16 protein-coding genes are annotated in these 17,982 nt (G+C 66.8%); 4 read left to right on the top strand and 12 right to left on the bottom strand.

What is annotated here, in order from left to right:
• The first annotated feature begins 131 nt into the window (after window positions 1-131).
• On the top strand, window positions 132-656 hold the full coding sequence (locus ACYQ4T_RS15775; protein WP_459855934.1) for a PAS domain-containing protein: 525 nt from the start codon (window positions 132-134) through the stop codon (window positions 654-656).
• Between the two features lie 4 nt (window positions 657-660).
• The gene (locus tag ACYQ4T_RS15770) at window positions 661-1,935 is read left to right on the top strand and encodes a methyl-accepting chemotaxis protein (RefSeq protein ID WP_459855932.1); all 1,275 of its coding nucleotides are present in this window, start codon (window positions 661-663) and stop codon (window positions 1,933-1,935) included.
• 30 nt (window positions 1,936-1,965) lie between these two features.
• On the opposite strand, the gene ccmI is transcribed toward ACYQ4T_RS15770, so the two are convergent.
• From ccmI to ccmA, 10 genes are all read right to left on the bottom strand, one after another.
• Window positions 1,966-3,327: a c-type cytochrome biogenesis protein CcmI gene (ccmI, locus tag ACYQ4T_RS15765; protein ID WP_459855929.1), complete on the bottom strand. Its 1,362-nt coding sequence runs from the start codon at window positions 3,325-3,327 to the stop codon at window positions 1,966-1,968.
• Window positions 3,324-3,824 (bottom strand): cytochrome c-type biogenesis protein, encoded by a 501-nt coding sequence (locus ACYQ4T_RS15760; protein WP_459855927.1) that lies wholly within the window; start codon window positions 3,822-3,824, stop codon window positions 3,324-3,326. The genes ccmI and ACYQ4T_RS15760 overlap by 4 nt, the downstream gene beginning before the upstream one ends.
• The gene (locus tag ACYQ4T_RS15755) at window positions 3,821-4,357 is read right to left on the bottom strand and encodes a DsbE family thiol:disulfide interchange protein (RefSeq protein ID WP_459855924.1); all 537 of its coding nucleotides are present in this window, start codon (window positions 4,355-4,357) and stop codon (window positions 3,821-3,823) included. Before ACYQ4T_RS15755 ends, ACYQ4T_RS15760 begins: the two co-directional genes overlap by 4 nt.
• Before the next feature lie 12 nt (window positions 4,358-4,369).
• Window positions 4,370-6,346: a heme lyase CcmF/NrfE family subunit gene (locus ACYQ4T_RS15750; protein ID WP_459855921.1), complete on the bottom strand. Its 1,977-nt coding sequence runs from the start codon at window positions 6,344-6,346 to the stop codon at window positions 4,370-4,372.
• The gene (gene ccmE / locus ACYQ4T_RS15745) at window positions 6,343-6,831 is read right to left on the bottom strand and encodes a cytochrome c maturation protein CcmE (protein WP_459858025.1); all 489 of its coding nucleotides are present in this window, start codon (window positions 6,829-6,831) and stop codon (window positions 6,343-6,345) included. Before ccmE ends, ACYQ4T_RS15750 begins: the two co-directional genes overlap by 4 nt.
• An 8-nt stretch (window positions 6,832-6,839) precedes the next feature.
• Window positions 6,840-6,998, bottom strand: coding sequence for a heme exporter protein CcmD (gene ccmD, locus ACYQ4T_RS15740; RefSeq protein WP_459855919.1), 159 nt, complete (start codon window positions 6,996-6,998; stop codon window positions 6,840-6,842).
• Window positions 6,995-7,786 (bottom strand): heme ABC transporter permease, encoded by a 792-nt coding sequence (locus ACYQ4T_RS15735; RefSeq protein WP_459855916.1) that lies wholly within the window; start codon window positions 7,784-7,786, stop codon window positions 6,995-6,997. Before ACYQ4T_RS15735 ends, ccmD begins: the two co-directional genes overlap by 4 nt.
• Window positions 7,787-8,006: 220 nt before the next feature.
• Window positions 8,007-8,738: an OmpA family protein gene (locus tag ACYQ4T_RS15730; protein ID WP_459855913.1), complete on the bottom strand. Its 732-nt coding sequence runs from the start codon at window positions 8,736-8,738 to the stop codon at window positions 8,007-8,009.
• 224 nt (window positions 8,739-8,962) lie between these two features.
• Window positions 8,963-9,628, bottom strand: a complete 666-nt coding sequence (gene ccmB, locus ACYQ4T_RS15725) for a heme exporter protein CcmB (protein ID WP_459855912.1) — start codon at window positions 9,626-9,628, stop codon at window positions 8,963-8,965.
• A 7-nt stretch (window positions 9,629-9,635) separates the two neighbouring features.
• Entirely contained in the window at window positions 9,636-10,247 is a 612-nt protein-coding gene (gene ccmA / locus ACYQ4T_RS15720; protein ID WP_459855910.1) for a heme ABC exporter ATP-binding protein CcmA, read from the bottom strand.
• A gap of 676 nt (window positions 10,248-10,923) precedes the next feature.
• Here ccmA and acnA point away from each other — a divergent pair.
• Entirely contained in the window at window positions 10,924-13,635 is a 2,712-nt protein-coding gene (gene acnA, locus ACYQ4T_RS15715; protein WP_459855908.1) for an aconitate hydratase AcnA, read from the top strand.
• 89 nt (window positions 13,636-13,724) lie between these two features.
• Window positions 13,725-14,312 carry a GNAT family N-acetyltransferase gene (locus ACYQ4T_RS15710; RefSeq protein ID WP_459855905.1) on the top strand — a complete coding sequence of 196 codons (588 nt, stop codon included), beginning with the start codon at window positions 13,725-13,727 and terminating at the stop codon, window positions 14,310-14,312.
• A gap of 74 nt (window positions 14,313-14,386) precedes the next feature.
• On the opposite strand, the gene purH is transcribed toward ACYQ4T_RS15710, so the two are convergent.
• On the bottom strand, window positions 14,387-15,970 hold the full coding sequence (gene purH, locus ACYQ4T_RS15705; RefSeq protein ID WP_459855902.1) for a bifunctional phosphoribosylaminoimidazolecarboxamide formyltransferase/IMP cyclohydrolase: 1,584 nt from the start codon (window positions 15,968-15,970) through the stop codon (window positions 14,387-14,389).
• A gap of 161 nt (window positions 15,971-16,131) precedes the next feature.
• Window positions 16,132-17,976, bottom strand: coding sequence for a heparinase II/III family protein (locus ACYQ4T_RS15700; protein ID WP_459855899.1), 1,845 nt, complete (start codon window positions 17,974-17,976; stop codon window positions 16,132-16,134).
• Window positions 17,977-17,982 lie beyond the last annotated feature (6 nt).

Here is a 17,982-nt window from a genome sequence, read left to right as displayed (position 1 = left end):
GAAGTGAAGCCAAGGCTTAAACCCTGCGCGCTTCCGTCACGCGGCAAATCCCCAACGAAGTTGAGGGTTTTTTAACCACCCTGACCAAGGATAGGCCTGACTTTTCCTATGCTTCCAAGGAGCCAGGCTTCATGACCATCGACCGATCCTTGACGGGTCGCGAGCGATTTTTCGATCCGTCGGACGTGATCGTCACCAAGACCGATCTCAAGGGTCGGATCACCTATGCCAATCGCACGTTCCTCGACATCGCCAATCTCGACGTGCGTCACACGCTCGACGCGCCGCACAGCCTGATCCGCCATCCCGACATGCCGCGCGCGGTGTTCTGGCTGCTCTGGGAAACCATCCAGGCCGGCCAGGAGATCTTCGCCTATGTACTCAACCGCGCGACCAACGGCGACCATTACTGGGTCTTCGCCCATGTGACGCCGAGCTTCAACGAGAAGCGCGAGATCATCGGCTATCACTCGAATCGCCGGGTGCCGCGCCGCGAGCCGATCGACAATGTGATCAAGCCGATCTATGCCGAGCTGCTGGCGATCGAGAACAGCCATGCCAACCGCAAGGACGGCATGCATGCCGCCGTCGCCGCCCTGACCGAAAAATTGAAGAGCGCCAAGGTTTCCTATGACGAATTTATTTTCTCGATTTAGCCCATTGCTGCTGGCCGTTCTCGCCGGCGCCGGCGTCCTCATCGCCGGCATTGTCGCGTTCTTCGGCTTTTCGGCCGCCGCCGCGTTCCTGGGCGGCGTCGCCTTGCTGCTGCAGCTCCTGGCGCTGGTCGGCCTGGTCCGTGAGCGCCGGCTGGTCGCCCAGGTTACCGGCATGCTGAGCCGCCTGAAGGCGGGCGACCTCGAGGCCCGCGTTGCGCGCATCGAAGGCGATTCGCCGATCGAGCGGCTGGCCTGGGAGGCCAACGACGTGATCGATCGCGCCGATGCCTTCGTGCGCGAAGCGACCGCGTCGCTGGAGGCGGTCAGTCGGCACGTCTACTACCGCCGCGTGGTGGAAACCGGCATGTCCGGCGCCTACCAGCACGGCGCCGAGGCGATCAACGCCGCGACCGGCGCAATGCAGGGCAAGATCCGCGACTTCGCCGCCGCGCGCGGCACCTTCGAGCAGAACACCGCGCTGATCGTCTCGGATCTCGCCGCGGTGACCCAGGAGATCGGCGCCACGGCAAAACAGCTGAGCCTCGCGGCCGGCGCAACTGCCGAAAGCACGGTCGCGGCGGCCGACGCCAGCGGCGGGGCCCGCAGCAGCCTGGAGACGGTCGCGACGGCGACCGAGCAGCTCAACGCCTCGATCGGCGAAATCAACCAGCAGATTCATCGCTCGGCGGAAATCGCCCATGAAGCCAAGCGCGAGACCGAAGAGGCCAGCCAGCGCACCGAAACCTTGATCAAGAGCGCCGAACGGGTGCGCCAGGTCGTTGCCATGATCAAGGAGGTCGCCGACCAGACCAACCTGATCGCGCTCAATGCGACGATCGAGGCGGCACGCGCCGGCGAGGCCGGTCGCGGCTTCGCGGTGGTCGCGAACGAAGTGAAGAATCTCGCCGGGCAGAGCGCCCGTGCCGCCGACGAGATCACCAGCCAGGTCAACGAGATCGAAAGCGGCGTCGGCGCCGTCTCCGGCGCGATCCGCGCCGCGTCCGGCGTGATCGCCGCCATGGACGAGGCCGCCGAAAGCATTGCCTCGGCCATGGAGGAGCAGAGTGCCGCGACCAAGGAGATCGCCCGCAATGTCGAGCAGGCACTGGCCAATGCGACCACCGTCACCGCCAGCATGGACGGCGTTCAGCGGGCGACCGCGGAGACCCGCAACTCGGCGACCCAGCTGAACCAGTCCAGCGCCGCCCTCGAGACCCACAGCGGCCGACTCTCGGGCTCGGTCGCCGATTTCCTCGGCGCGCTCAAGAAGGTCATCTGATCCGCGGTTCTACCAGGCAGACGCTTCGCCTCACTTCGAGAGTGAATCGATCTCGTGCTGCAGGCTCTCGCGCTGGGCCGATCCTTCGGGGATGAGCGCCAGCACCTTCAGCCACATTTCCCTGGCGGACGCGCTGTCGCCCTCGGCGCGCGCCACCAGCCCGCCGTAATAGAGACCGAGCGGATTGTCCGGCGCCAGGGTGCGGATCTTGGTGACGGTCTCGGCGAAACTCGGCGGCAGGGTCTTCGAAAGATCGCTGCTGCCATCGATCAGCGCATTGGCATAATCGAGCTGTACGTCGAGCCGCGTCGGCGCCAGCGCCGAGGCCTTGGCCCAGGCCGCGCGCGCATCCTCGCGCTTGCCGAGCACGCCGTAGGCCTTGGCGAGCCGCATCCAGCCGTCGAGATCGTCGGGCTCGCTCTTCAGACGCTCGGCGAGCTTCGCCACCATGCTTTCGATGAAGGCCTGGCGCTCGCTGTCGGACATTTGCGCCGCCGCGTCCAGATCGGACTGGCTCGGCGCCCCGCCTTGCTGCGGCGCATTCGCCGCGGGTGCCCGGCCGGGCAAGGTCGCGGGATCCTTGCCGAGCTCGCGGGCGACGCGGTCGATGTTCTGGGTGAGGTCGGCGTGCCAGGGCATGTCCGGCGGCAGGTCGCGCTCCAGCGCCAGCCAGTCGGTCAGGGCGCCGGCTGCGTCGCCGGATTGCTCCTTGGCGAGGCCCAAGAAGAATCGCGCGATTGGATCGGTCGGATCGGCTGTGAGCGCCCCGCTGAAGGCCGCCTTCGCCTTGTCATCGACTCGTCCCTGCGCCGCCAGCACCAGCGCCGAGCCATAGCGCGATTGCAGCTTCGGATCCTTGTCGCCCAGGCCCAAGGCCCTGGCAAAGGCATTGGCGGCATCGCTCGGCCGCCGTGCCGCCATCAGGCCTTCGCCGAGCGCTCGCCATGCGGCAGGATCGGTCGGCGCTTTCTCGACCGCCTGCTGCAGGGCTTGCAACTCCGGCGAGGCGGCGACGGACTCGGCGAGACCTTGCGCCGGCGAACCGGGCAGATCCGGCCTTCCCAGCTGCAGGTAGAGACCGAAGGCCGCCAAGGGCAGCACCACCGCCATGGCGACGATCAGCACCGGCGCCGGGGCCTTGGCCGGCTGGAATTTCGGCGCGTCGGCGAGCGCGAGGATGCGGCGCTCGATCTCGATCTGCGCCGCGCGCGCCTGCGTCTCGTCGAGGATGCCGCGCGCCGCATCGTGGTTGATCTCGGCCAGCTGGTCGCGATAGACGGCGAGCGCGAAGGCGCTGTCGTTCTTGAAACGCCGCGAATCGAACAACGGCCAGGCGAGAATCAGCGCCGCCGCCAGGGTCATCACCCCGAGGACGATCCAGAGCAGGATCATGATGCGTCCTCGCCTTTCAGCATTCTCTGCACCCGGGCGCGTTCGCTCTCGCTCAAATCCGGCGGCGCCAGGCCGGCACCCGGCGCCGCGGCGGTCCTTCGCCCGCGCTGCAGCAGGATCACGCCGAGCCCGATCGCAACCAGGATGAACGGCCCGCCCCAAAGCAGCAGGGTCGAGGCCTTGAATGGCGGCTTCAGCAGCACGAAGTCGCCGTAGCGCGCGACCAGGAATTCGCGGATCTCGTCAGGGCTCTTGCCCGCCGCCATCTGCTCGCGGATCACGTTGCGGAGCTGCGCCGCGATCTCGGCGTCGGATTCGTCGATCGACTGGCTCTGGCAGACCACGCAGCGGATGTCGCGCATGAAGGCGCGGGCTTGCGCTTCCATCGCCGGGTCGGGCAAGGGCTGGTCGCGGGTCGGGTCCTGCGGATCCGCCTGCGCCAGCTGCGCGCCGAGCACCAATGCGAGGACGGCGAGAAAGCGCAGCCAGGTCTTCACGGCTGCAGGCTCTTCAGCAGCGGGCCGATTTCGTCGCGGATGCGGTCAGGATCGAGCGGCATCGGCAGCCGATAGCGCACGATGCCGTCCTTGTCGATGATGAACGTCTCCGGCACGCCCATCAGGCCGAAGTCGAGGCCGGTGCGACCGGTCTCATCCAGGCCGATCTTGGCATAGGGACTGCCAAGCTCCTGAATATAGGCGGCGGTCGCCGAGGGCTTGTCCTTGAAGGCGATGCCGTAGACCGGCACGCCGTAGTCTTTCCCCAGCGCGAAGAGCAACGGGTGCTCGGCCTTGCAGGGCAGGCACCAGGAGGCGAAGAAGTTGATCACGGTGACATGGCCGCCGACGTCGGCGGTCGCGAGCCTCGCCGCGGCGGGATCGAGCGGCGGCAGATCGAATTGCGGCACCGGCTGCCCGATCAGCGCCGAGGGCAAAGCCGAAGGATTGCGGTCGGGCGCCAGGCCGCGCCAAGCCAGCCAGCCAAACAGCACCAGCAGCAGAATCGGCAGGGCGTAAAGCAGGCGACGCAAGGGCATTGTTCCTCAGGCTCCGGTCGCCTGCACGACGGGAAGGCGGTTGGGCACGCCGACACGATAGCGCCGGTCGGAGAGGGAGACGATGCCGCCCAGGGCCATCAGCAGACCACCGGTCCAGATCCAGGGCACCAGCGGCTGGTGATAGATGCGCACGGTCCAGGATTGCGGCCCGGTGCGGTCGCCGATCACCGCATAGATGTCCCCGCGGATCGAGGATTCGATCGCGGCCTCGGTGGTCGGCATCTCCTGGACTTCGTATTGCCGGCGCTCGGGGTGGAGCGTGGTGTAGGGCTTGCCGTCGCGGCTGACGCTGAAGGTGCCGCGCTCGGCGAGATAGTTGGGCCCGCGGATCGGCTCGACGCCGTCGAAGCGATAGGTGTAGTCGCCGAGCGTCACCTGTTCGCCCAGCTGCATGGTCTTGACGCTCTCGGTCTTCCAGGCCGCCGAGCCGGTCATGCCGACGATCGCGACCGCGAGGCCGATATGGGCGAGGGTCATGCCATAAGCGCGGCGCGGCAGGTGCTGGGCGCGATTCCAGTTCTCCCGCGGATGGACTCGGAACAGCTTCACCCGCTCGATCCATTCGATGCACGTGCCGACGAACAGCCAGACCCCGAGCGCCACGCCGAGCGGCGCCAGCCAGGAGCCGCCGACCTCGCGGTTGAGCGTATAGCCGGCGGCGAAGAGTGCCAGCACGCCGGCGACCGCCAGGCGCTGCAGCGCCCCCGGCAGATCGCCGCGCTTCCACCCGAGCAGCGGCCCCACCGCCATCAGCAACACCATCGGCACCATCAGCGGCACGAAGGTGACGATGTAATAGGGCCAGCCGACCGAGACCGCGCTGCCGCCGATCACCGACATGGCCAGCGGATAGAGCGTGCCGAGCAGCACGGTGGCGGCGCCGACGGAGAGCAGCAGGTTGTTCAGCACCAAGGCGCCCTCGCGGCTGATCGGCGCGAACAAGCCTCCGGCGTTCAAGTGCGGCGCGCGCCAGGCGAACAGCGCGAAGGAGCCGCCCAGCGCGACCCCGAGGATCAACAGGATGAACAACCCGCGCGCCGGATCCTGGGCGAAGGCATGGACCGAGGTGATGACGCCGGAGCGCACCAGGAAGGTGCCGAGCAGGCTGAAGCCGAAGGCGATGATCGCGAGCAGGATGGTCCAGACCTTCAGCGCATCGCGCTTCTCGACCACCGTCTGGCAATGCAGCAGCGCGGTGCCGACCAGCCAGGGCATGAAGGAGGCATTCTCCACCGGATCCCAGAACCACCAGCCGCCCCAGCCGAGCTCGTAATAGGCCCAATGCGCGCCCAGCGCGATGCCGGCGGTCAAGGTGGTCCAGGCGAGCAGGGTCCAGGGCCGCACCCAGCGCGCCCAGGCGGCATCGACCCGGCCTTCGATCATCGCGGCGACCGCGAAGGAGAAAGTCATCGAGAAGCCGACATAGCCGAGATAAAGCATCGGCGGATGCAGCGCGAGGCCGGGATCCTGCAGCAGCGGGTTGAGCTCCTGGCCCTCGAGCGGCGCCGGCGACAGGCGGTCGAAGGGATTGGAGGTGAACAGCATGAAGGCCAGGAAGGCGAAGCCGATCATGCCCTGCACCGAAAGCGCGCGGGCCTTGAGGCGCGGCGGCAGGTTCTCGCCGAACAGCGCCACCAGCGCGCCGAAGATCGCCAGGATCAGCACCCAGAGCAGCAGCGAGCCCTCGTGATTGCCCCAGGCGGCGGCGATCTTGTAGATGAGCGGCTGCTGGGAATGCGAATAGCGATAGACCGCGGCGACCGAGAAGTCGGAGCGCACGAAGCAGATCACCAGCGCCAGGAAAGCGAAGCCGACAAAACCGAACTGCGCGAAGGCAGCCGGCCGCGCGAAGGACATCCAGGGTCGCAAGCCCCGCTGCGCGCCGATCATCGGCAGCACCGACTGCGCCAGCGAGAGCGCGAAGGCGAGCACGAGTGCGTAATGGCCGAACTCGGCGATCATGGATTGGCCCCCGTGGCTGTGCCCGTGTTGCTCGTCGGCTCGGTGGTGGCGCCTTCCTGCCAGCGGCCGGATTCCTTCAGGGCCTTGGCGACTTCCGGCGGCATGTATTTCTCGTCATGCTTGGCCAGCACTTCGGTGGCGGTGAATTTCCCATCGACGCCGTAGGCGCCCTCGACCACGACGCCCTGGCTCTCGCGGAAGAGATCCGGCAGCACGCCCCGATAGGTGACCTCGACCGTGTTGCTGAGGTCGGTGACCTTGAAATGGATGGTCGAGCCGTCGCCGGAGCGATCGACGCTGCCGGCCTCGACCAGGCCGCCGACGCGCACCACGCGGCCGGGCTCCGGCCGGTCGGCGGCGATGTCGCTCGGGCTGAAGAAATAGACGATGCGGCTCTGGAAGGCGAAAAGCGCGAGGCCGACGGCGACGCCGAGCAGGCAGAGACTCGCCACCAGCAGATAGAGCCGCAGGGTCTTGCGCTTCATCCGCTGCTTCATTCTTCTTCCACGCCGTCTTGGTCATCGAGGACGCGCTCGGCGGCTTGCAGCCGGCGCGCGGAAAGCAGGAACAGCGCCACCAGCAGCAGCGCGGCGACGCCATAGCTCGGCCAGATGAAGGCGGCATAGCCGCCCATCGATAAAAACTCGCTCATGCGCCGCTGCCTCCCGTCGTTCCCCCGGCGGTCATCGTCGCCGGCGCGCGCGGTCGCGCGGTGTTGCGGCGATAGGCGAGGGTGCGCTGCCGCGCTTCCAGCAGCAGGGCCCGCATCCGCATGAAGGTCACGAGGAAGAAGTAGCACTGGCAGGCCAGCGCCATGATCAGCAGCGGCCGCAGCATCGAGGCGTCGATCGACGGCCCGCCCATCTTCAGCACGCTCGCCGGCTGGTGCAGCGTGTTCCACCAATCGACCGCGAACTTGATGATCGGCAGATCGATCAATCCGACCACCGCCAGCACCGCGGCGACGCGGCGGCCGCGCTGCCGGTCGTCGAAGGCATTCAGCAAAGCGAGATGGCCGAGATAGAGAAAGAGCAGCAGCAGGAAGGAGGTCAGCCGCGCATCCCAAACCCAATAGGTGCCCCACATCGGCCGGCCCCAGAGCGAGCCGGAGACGAGGGCGATGAAGGTGAAGACGGCACCGACCGGCGAGGCGGCCTCGGCGGCGACATCGGCCAGCGGGTGTCGCCAGATCAGCGAAGCGGCGGAGGCGAGCCCCACCCAGCCATAGGCGAACATGGCGATCCAGGCCGCGGGCACGTGGACATACATGATCCGCACGGTGTCTTTTTGCTGGTAGTCCGGCGGCGAGGCAAAGAGCGCGAAATAGAGTCCCACTGCAAAGCTCAGCGCGGTCGCCGCGGCAAGCCAGGGCAGCACCTTGCTGGCGAGGCGTAAGAACCTGCCGGGATTGGCAAATCGGTGAAAGGCAGATCCGGACATGGGCCGGATTTATACAGCGATCGGGCCCCGGGCAACAGTGATCCGGGTCAAATGCCCGAGATCAATCCAAAGGGCGACGATCCGCCGCTGGATCTTCCCTTCACCGTCAAGCCCGGTGATGACGTGAGTACAAAAGAAATCGGGCGCCACCCAGGGGTGGCGCCCGTTCCTTGCAGTTCTCGCCGTCTCGCCTGCCGAAGCAGACCAGACGTCAGGACAATTACATGCCCTTGTTGTAGGTGCCGTGCGGGGCAACCATGACGTCAACGCGACGGTTCTCTTGGTTGTCCGTGTTATCCGGGCTGTCCTTCGGCTCGCCGACCGCGTCGGTCGCGACGGTGGCCGCCAGCGGAACGCCGGCCTTCTTGAGAGCTTCGACGGTCGAAGCGCAACGACGACGGGCCAGTTCCTTGTTGGCGCCGGTCGAGCCCTTCGTGTCGGTGTAGCAATCGATCTGGATGTGCGAGATCGGGTACTGGCTCAGGAAGTTGCCGACCTGGGCGAGCTTGCCGCCTTCTTCGGCAGTGATGCGCGAAGAACCGGTGGCGAAGTAGATCGACGCCTTCAGCGGGCCGACATCCTGCGGCACGTGGAGGGATTCGAGATAGGCGAGGCGGGCGCGGATCGGATCGAGGATCCGGTTCAGCGCAGCTTCGGCCTTCTTGCGATGGTCCAGCGCCTCTTCAGAGAGCTGCACGCCCTTCTTGCGGAGCGGCAGGTTCGTGTAGAGGTACGGAGCATCGGCATCGAGGCTCGCCTTGATGTCGGACGCTTCGCGCGCCTTGTCCTCGGCTTCGACCAGGTTGTACAGGAAGTCCCCGAAGTCACCTTCGCGGGTCTGGTCGACGTTGGACTTGATGTTGGAGAGATCGGGCTCACGGTTCGGAGCCGCGCAGGCCGTCAAGGCCAACAGGCTGGAACCAAGCACAAGAAGCTTGAAATCGCGATTCATGGTTTAAGACCCCCTGGGACAATCTTCGGTCATAGGCGTTGCTGCGGAACGGCGTCAATGGCGCATTAACCGCTGCACGGCGCAAAGATAAGCCGATTCAAATGGCGGAATCCATGGGGATTCCAGTTTTCTACAGCGCTATGTGACGGAAAGCACTCCACTGTGGCAGTAGAGCAACAGATCGTTGCAAATTTCCCAATTTGCGAAAATGTGATGGAGGCCGGCTAAGGCGTGACCTCGCGCAGCGCCGCCGCGGTTGCCCAGGGGCAAAGTGCCAGGGCGGCGATGTCCAATCCCCCCAAAATCAGCCAATGTGCGTTGCCGCCGGCGCCGGTCAGGCTGGCATCAAGGCCGGCCGCCCCCAGGATCAGGGCCGGGACATAGAGCGGCAGGACCAGGAAAGTCAGCAGCACGCCGCCGCGCCGGGCCCCCAGAGTCAAGGCGGCGCCGAGTCCGCCCAGCAGGCTTAGGATCGGTGTCGAAAGCGCGAGGGAGAGCAGCAAAGGAATATGTCCCTCGGGCGGCAGCTTCAGCATCATCGCCAGGATCGGCGCCGCCAGCAGCAACGGCAGACCGGTCAGCAGCCAGTGGGACAGCGACTTGGCGACCGTCACCAGCTCCAGCGGCAGGGGCGAGAGCAGGATCTGGTCGAGGCTGCCGTCCTCGTGGTCGCTCTGATAGAGCCGGTCGAGCGACAGCAAAGCCGCCAGCGCCGCCATGGCGAGCGCCACGCCGCCGGAAATCGACTTCAGCCGCTCCGGCTCCGGGCCGACCGCGAAGGGAAAGATCGCGCCGGCCACCAGGAAGAACAGCACCACCACCAGCGCATCGATGCCCTGGCGCAGGCCGAGCCTGAGATCGCGGCGGAGCAAGGCGACGAAGGCGCTCATGATGCGCTCATGCGGCGAGCGCCAGTTGCTTCATGCCCGGGACCGGCAAAGTGTCATGGCTGGAGAAGATGACGATGCCGCCGGCGCGGCGGGCTTCGCCGATCAAGGCGGCGAGACGCTCGATGCCGTCGGTATCCAGCGCGGCGGAAGGCTCGTCGAGCAGCCAGAGTGGCGCCGCCGAGAGGGCAAGCCGCGCCAGCGCCAGGCGCCGTCTTTGTCCCGCCGACAAATGCCGCGCGGGCGCTTCCGCCAGATGCGCGATGCCGAGTCGATCGAGTGCCGTCGGCACCGTGCGCGCGGCGATTTCCCAGTAGGCCGCCCAGAAGCTGAGATTCTCGGCGACCGAAAGATGCGTCTTCACCGCGTCGAGATGGCCGAGATAGCGTTGCCGGGCACGATGCGCGTCGCGATCTTGCCCGATCGGCGCGCCGTCCCAAGTGAGGCTGCCCGCGACCGGCGGCAGCAATCCCGCCATCACCCGCAGCAGGCTCGACTTGCCGCTGCCATTGGGCCCGGAGAGCCAGAGCGCATCGCCGGGCTCGAGCGCGAAGTCGACCGCCTCGAAAATCAGGGCCTCGCCCCGCCGGCAGCCCAGCGCATCACCTTGGAAGAGAGCCATCAGGCACAGGAGTGGTTGGTGCGAATCACGGCCGCACACTGCCATTCCCATTTCAAGCCGTCACCCCCGGGCTTGACCCGGGGGTCTCGTGCGGAGTTCGCACCGGCAACAGATGCGCGGGTCAAGCCCGCGCATGACGGCTGAAATTCTTGGAGAGAAGAAAGTGGGCCGACGCCGCGCCCCCAAGGGGATGGGGTGGGACGCGGCGTCGAACCCGTTCTGGGCTGCGTCGCTCGGGGGTAACACGACGCTGCCCGTCGGCCTCTTCCGGCGATACCGAAGAAATCGCCGTCGGTCAGGGGCACCCCTAAAGTGAAGGGGGCAATGCGACGGTGGGCCGACACCGTTTCAAACAGAGGGGATGATCTCTGTCCGGCACGGACGGTCGCAACGCCCTGGGGCCGCAATAAGACCGGATTGCGGCAAAATTGTGATTTCGGCCCTGCAGCAGGTTGGGCTAGGCCGAGAATTCCCGTGGATTCTGAAAGGGATGCAGGCCTTCTCTGCAAAGCCACTCCCTGCTATCTCAATCGCGTGATATACGATCTTCCGACCCCGGCCGATCGGCATTTTCTCCGCCGATTCGCGTTTATCACCCCCTCCTCGGGCCCGGGTCCGGATTCCACCGCGCGCCCATGCCGGGGAAGGGCAGGCGCGACAGCATCGGAGACGCTACGTGCCTGCCGCACTCAACAGCCTGAAGACCCGCAAAACCCTGAAGGTCGGGACCCGGTCCTATGATTATTTCAGCCTGAAGGCCGCCGAGAAGACGCTCGGGGACCTGAAGACCCTCCCCAATTCCATGAAGGTCCTGCTGGAGAACCTGCTGCGCTACGAAGACGGGCGCACGGTCACCATCGAGGACATCCGCGCGATCGGTGCCTGGCTCAAGACCCGGAAGTCGGACCGCGAGATCGCCTACCGCCCGGCCCGGGTGCTGATGCAGGACTTCACCGGCGTCCCCGCCGTGGTCGATCTCGCGGCGATGCGCGAGGCCATGGTGAAGCTCGGTGGCGATCCGACCAAGATCAACCCGCTCTCGCCGGTCGATCTCGTCATCGACCATTCGGTGATGGTGGACTTCTTCGCCGGACCCGGCGCCTTCAAGAAGAACGTCGAGCTGGAATACGAGCGCAACGGCGAGCGCTATGCCTTCCTGCGCTGGGGCTCGACCGCCTTCGACAATTTCCGCGTCGTGCCGCCGGGAACCGGAATCTGCCATCAGGTCAACCTCGAGAACCTGGCGCAGGTGGTCTGGACCGCGAAGGAGAAGGAAGCACCGAAGGGCAAGCGCCCGGCGACCATCGCCTATCCGGATACGCTGGTCGGCACCGACAGCCACACCACGATGGTGAACGGCATGGCCGTGCTCGGCTGGGGCGTCGGCGGCATCGAGGCGGAAGCCGCGATGCTGGGCCAGCCGGTCTCAATGCTGATCCCGGAAGTGGTCGGCTTCAAGCTGATGGGCAAGCTGCGCGAGGGCGCCACCGCCACCGATCTCGTCCTCACCGTCACCCAGATGCTGCGCAAGAAGGGCGTGGTCGGCAAGTTCGTCGAGTTCTACGGCGCCGGCCTCGACGATCTGCCGCTCGCCGATCGCGCGACCATCGCCAACATGGCGCCGGAATACGGCGCGACCTGCGGCTTCTTCCCGGTCGATGCCGAGACCATCCGCTATCTGAAAGCCACCGGCCGCAAGCCGGATCGCATCGCGCTGGTCGAGAAGTATGCCAAGGCGCAGGGCATGTGGCGAGACAAGAAGACCCCGGACCCAGTCTTCACCGATTCATTGAGCCTCGATCTGGACACCGTGGAGCCGAGCCTCGCCGGGCCGAAGCGCCCGCAGGATCGCGTGCCGCTCTCGCAAGTCTCGGCCGCCTTCAAGTCGGCGCTGACCGATGTCTTCGGCCGCAAGGGCAACGAGAGCATGGTCTCGGTGCGCGGCGCCGATTACGAGCTCGGTGACGGCGCGGTCGTGATCGCCGCGATCACCAGCTGCACCAACACTTCGAATCCCAGCGTCATGCTCGGCGCCGGCCTGCTCGCCAGGAACGCGGTCGCCAAGGGCCTGAAGACCAAGCCCTGGGTCAAGACCTCGCTGGCCCCGGGTTCGCAGGTCGTCACCGACTATCTGAAGAATGCCGGCGTCAACACCGCGCTCGACAAGCTCGGGTTCAACCTGGTCGGCTATGGCTGCACCACCTGCATCGGCAATTCCGGCCCGGTGCCGGATCCGATCGCCGATGCGATCGCCAAGGGCGATCTGGTCGCCGGCGCGGTGCTCTCGGGCAACCGCAACTTCGAAGGCCGCGTCAATCCCGCCTGCAAGGCGAACTATCTCGCCTCGCCGATGCTGGTCGTCGCCTACGCCATCGCCGGGAGCCTCAAGGTCGACATCACCAAGGATCCCCTGGGCTACGACAAGAAGGGCCAGCCGGTTTACCTGAAGGACATCTGGCCGACTTCGAAGGAGATCGCCGACGCGGTCGCCAAGTTCGTGAAGCCGTCTGATTTCAAGAAGCGCTATGCCGACGTCTTCAAGGGCGACTCCAACTGGCGCAAGGTCAAGACCACCAAGGGCATGACCTATGGCTGGGATGCGAAGTCGACCTATGTCGCCAACCCGCCCTATTTCACGCACCTGACCAAGGAAGTCGGCGCCGCGGCGGGCGACATCACCGGCGCACGGCCGCTGGCGATCCTGGGCGACTCGATCACCACCGACCACATCAGCCCGGCGGGCTCGATCAAGAAGGACGGGCCCGCGGGCCAGTACCTGATCAAGCACGGCGTCGATGCCAAGGACTTCAACTCCTATGGCGCGCGGCGCGGCAATCACGAGGTAATGATGCGCGGCACCTTCGCCAACATCCGGCTGAAGAACGAGATGGTGCCGGGCACCGAAGGCGGCATCACCAAGTTGATGCCGTCCGGCGAAGTCATGTCGATCTACGACGCCTCGATGAAGTACCAGGCGCAGAAGGTGCCGCTGGTCATCATCGCCGGCAAGGAATACGGCACCGGCTCGTCGCGCGACTGGGCGGCCAAGGGCACCGTGCTGCTCGGCGTGAAGGCGGTCATCACCGAGAGCTTCGAGCGCATCCACCGCTCGAACCTGGTCGGCATGGGCGTGCTGCCGCTGCAGTTCCAGGGCGACATGACGCGGAAGTCGCTGAACCTCGACGGCACCGAGACCTTCGACTTGACCGGCATCGCCGGCGGCATCAAGCCGCGCATGGATGTGAAGGTGAAGCTCCGCCGCGCCAACGGCCAGACCCAGGACTTCACCGTCACCTGCCGCATCGACACCGCGGACGAGGTCGAATACTTCAAGAACGGCGGCATCCTGCCGTATGTGCTCCGCAGCCTGGCGAAGAACGCGGCCTGATCCATTTGTGCGTCATGGCCGGGCTTGACCCGGCCATCTCGTGCCGAACTTTCGAGAGACCCCCGGGTCAAGCCCGGGGGTGACGGCTGATGGAAAAGATCGTCATCCGCGCGCCGCTCCCCGCCGATCACCAGGAGATCGCGGCGCTGATCCAATCCCTGATCCCGCGTTATCTCTCGCGCGAGGTGACGCCGGAGGGCGTCGCCATCCTCCGCGCCAATGCGCAGCCCGGCCCGGTCGGCGCGCGCCTGAACGGCATTGCCGATCCCACTTGGTCGCCGGCCTTCGTTGCCGTGACCGGCAGCCGCGTCATCGGCTTCGGCGCGGTGCGCAGCGAAACGCACATCACGCAGCTTCATGTCGCCGAAGACTGGCACGGCCGCGGCATCGGCGCGCGCCTGGTGCGCGCCTTGATCGAGGCGGTGCATCGGCGGCATCCCGCGGCCGAGACGGTGACGCTGGGCTCGGTGCCCGGTGCGCTGACAGCCTATCTGCGGATGGGATTCGTGCCGGTCGGGCCGCGCTGGCGCTGGCGCGGGATCGTGGCGCAACCGATGTCGATCCCGATCGACCGGCAGATTCGGAGAGCGAATTTGATCCACCGCAAAGCACCGCGCTCAGTGATCCGCGATAACCGGCCTCGCACAACCAACAAACCGGGCCAACACCGGGGCTGAGGTCTGGGAAAAGCGGGGGCACCGGCGCGCGGGATCTTTCGGGAGAAAGTCGCAGCGCCGGTCGCCGCTCTCCATCAGTGCCGGAAATGCCGGATGCCGGTGAAGACCATGGCGAGGCCGGCCTCGTCCGCCGCCTTGACCACATCGTCGTCGCGCATCGAGCCGCCCGGCTGGATCACCGCCGTCGCGCCGGCCTCCGCCGCCGCCAGCAAGCCGTCGGCGAACGGGAAGAAAGCGTCCGACGCCACGACCGAACCCTTGGCCCAGCTTGTCGCATCGCCCGCGGTCTTCGCCGCCTCCGCCGCCTTCCAGGCGGCGATGCGCGAGGAATCGACCCGGCTCATCTGCCCGGCGCCGACGCCGACCGTGGCGCCGTTCTTCGCATAGACGATCGCGTTCGATTTCGCATGCTTCGCCACCTTGAAGGCGAACAGCAGGTCGGCGATCTCCCGCGGACTCGGCGCGCGTTTGGTCACAACCTTCAAGTCGCCGGCGCCGGTCTTCTTCGCGTCGTTGGTCTGCACCAGCAATGCACCGGCAATCGTGCGCACCGTCAGCCCCGCCATCGCGGGCGATGGCATGCCGCCGGTCTCGACCAGCCGCAGATTCTTCTTCGCGCCCAGGACGCTGAGCGCCTCCGGCGTGAAGCCCGGGGCGATGATCACCTCGGAGAAGATCTTGGCGATCTCCGCGGCGACCGCGCCGTCCAGCACCCGGTTGGCGGCGATGATGCCGCCGAAGGCCGAGACCGGGTCGCAGGCCAGCGCGCGCAGATAGGCATCCTTTAAGTCGGCGCCGGTGGCGACGCCGCAGGGATTGGCGTGTTTGATGATGGCGATCGCGGCACCCTCATCAAACTCCGCGACCAATTCGAAAGCCGCATCGGCATCGTTGAAGTTGTTGTAGGAGAGCTCCTTGCCCTGGAGCTGCTTGCCGAGCGCGATGCCAGGCCGCTGCTCGCCGGTCAGGTACACCGCCGCTTCCTGGTGCGGGTTCTCGCCGTAGCGCAGCACCTGCGCGCGTGTCCCGGCAAAAGTGATCCGCGGCGGGAAGGTTTCCCCGGCCTGCTCGGCCATCCAGCGCGAGATCGCCGCGTCATAGGCCGCTGTCCGCGCATAAGCTGCGCGGGCCAGGCGCCGCCTTGTGTCCAGCGTCGTCGCGCCCTTGTTGGCGGTCATCTCCGCGATCACCACGGCATAGTCGGCGGGATCGACCACGATGGTGACGAAGTCGTGGTTCTTCGCTGCGGCGCGGATCAGCGCCGGGCCGCCGATGTCGATATTCTCGATGCAGTCTTCCCAGGGCTTGCCCGCCGCGACCGTCGCCTCGAAGGGATAGAGGTTCGAGACCAGCAGATCGATATCGGCGATCCCATGGGTCTTCTGCACCTCGACATGTTTCGGCAAATCCCGTCGCGACAGCAGGCCGCCATGGATCTTCGGGTGCAGGGTCTTCACCCGCCCGTCCATGATCTCGGGAAAGCCGGTATGCGCCGAGACATCGATCACCGCGACGCCGGCCTTGCGCAAGGCCTCGGCCGAGCCGCCGGTCGAGAGAATCTCGACGCCGTTGCTGCTCAGAAATTTTGCAAAGGCCTCGAGGCCCGATTTGTCGGAGACGGAAATCAGTGCACGGCGAATGGGTCGGTCGGTTGTCATAGCTCTCTATGCTTTGCTTGAAACTGTTGTCACGGACCCCCACCCCGGCCCTCCCCCGATTCGGGGGAGGGGGAAGAGGGCGGTCTCGCTGTAGTCCCCTCCCCCGAATCGGGGGAGGGTTAGGGTGGGGGTGCGAAACACCCGAGCAAGAGGAGACGCGCTCACCTTCGTCCCCCCTCGCGCTGGATCAGCCATTTCACCTCGGTCTTGTCGCTCTCGATCGCGCCCAAGACCACCAGTTGCTGCGTCCTTCGCACCTTGCCGCCGGCGCCGATCGCAGCACTCTCGGCCAGCGCGAGCTCGCCGCCCTGCACCCGCATCCGCCAGAACGAGCCCTTGGCGAGCTTCATCAGCGCCGCCTGGCCGTTCTGCGTGATCGAGACCTGGACGCCCGGATGAAGATGGAAGCGGAGCGCAAAGGAATTGCCGCCCTTGCCGACCAGCTGGTCCTCGCCCATGAAATCCTCGCCATTGGCGGAGAGATAGAGCCGCCGGCGGTGGATGAGGCCGAAGCCTTCCTCATAGCCGTTATGCGAGAGGTCGAGCCAGATCTGGCCGTTGGTCTCCTCGCGCCGCGACGTGACGATGTCGGGCTTCAAGGCGATGCCGCCCATCCGGATCCCGCCGCCGAACGCCTTCTTCGGCGGCAGCAGCATCGACGAGTTCACGTTGTCGACGATCATGGTCGAATGCGCCGCCGAGGTGCGCTGCACCTGCTGCCATTCCTTGGACCAGGGATGCGCGCCGCAATTGACGATCAGCGGGTCGCCGTCGATCGACATCTCGAAGGCGAGTGTCCCCGCATGCGCATGATAATCGAGCCCGTGCCGCGGCGGCGCGCCGCAATCGACCAGCACGAGCGTGCGCGCGCATTCCATGCGCTGAAAACCGGTCAGCGGCAGCTGGTTGAGCGGCCGCAGCTTGCCGCCGGACCGGCGCAAGGCCGCTTCGACCAGCTTGGGATCGAGCTCCGCCGTGTCGTTGAACCGCGCGAGCTGGCCGTTGCCGTGGCAGAGCATCAGCACCACCGAGGCCATGGTCTCGATGGTGATCTGCAGCGAGTCCGGCAGCGGCCGGCGCGCCGCGGTGAAGACATCGCGCAGATCGATCAACCGGATCAGCAGCTCCAGCATCAGCTGCGGGCTGCGCTCGACATGGCCGCCGTCGGCCAGCAATTGCCGCGGCAATTCGCGGCCGAAGAGCTTGCGGCCCTTGACCAGCAGGCGCTCGCCGCGCGGCAGCATCAGGCCGGCCAGCATCAGCGCGATCACCGCTTCCAGCAGGGCCGCGCCATAGAGTCCGTCGGGCAAGGCGCGCGCCAGATGCGCGGCCTGGCGGTAGAGACTGCCCATCAGCAGCGCCTTGAAGCCCGCATCCGCCGCGGCGTCGCCGCCGCTCACAAGATGGCCGCTGTTCAGCAGCAGGTTCCGCAAGCGCGCCGCCAGAATGTCACCGCGCCAGCTGTCCTCGCGATAGCGCAGATTCTCGCCGAGCCAGCGCCGGGTCAGCTCGACCGCGACGGCTTGCGGTGCCTGGGCGGCCCTGAGATCGTTCAGCCAGTCGAAACGGTCCATGCCCTCGCGCCAGGCTGGCGTGGCGCCGGTCGGCCGGCTCAACGGCCGCGGCTCGCGCACGGTCTCGCCGGCAAAGCGGAACTCGCCGGCGAGCATCGCCTGGCCTGCCTGCGCATCGGCCGGCCAGGGCGTCGAGAACGGCGCCGCGTCGAAGGCAGTGAGGAAATCCCCCGGGCCGACGCGGCCCAAGGAAAGCCGATAGGGCCCGCTGCGATAAAGCGGCTGCAGGAGCTTGCGCCGCGCCTGTGAGAGGATCAGCCCCGCCGGCTCCGCGAACATCATCTGCAGCCGCGGCCAGACGAGATGCGGGCGCTGGTTGCCGGGGCGCGTGCCCTGTCGGGCAGTGCCCGCGCCCGAAGTCGACCGGGGGTCGGCGGCGCGTTCGGCGTCGTTCGGCTCAGGGTTTGTTGCGCGGGTGAGACCGTCGGCCACCCGGGG

This window comes from Dongia sp. agr-C8 (genome assembly GCF_054658695.1).
Note: the sequence above shows the minus strand (reverse complement) of the source record. Positions and strands in the feature narration are given on the sequence as shown.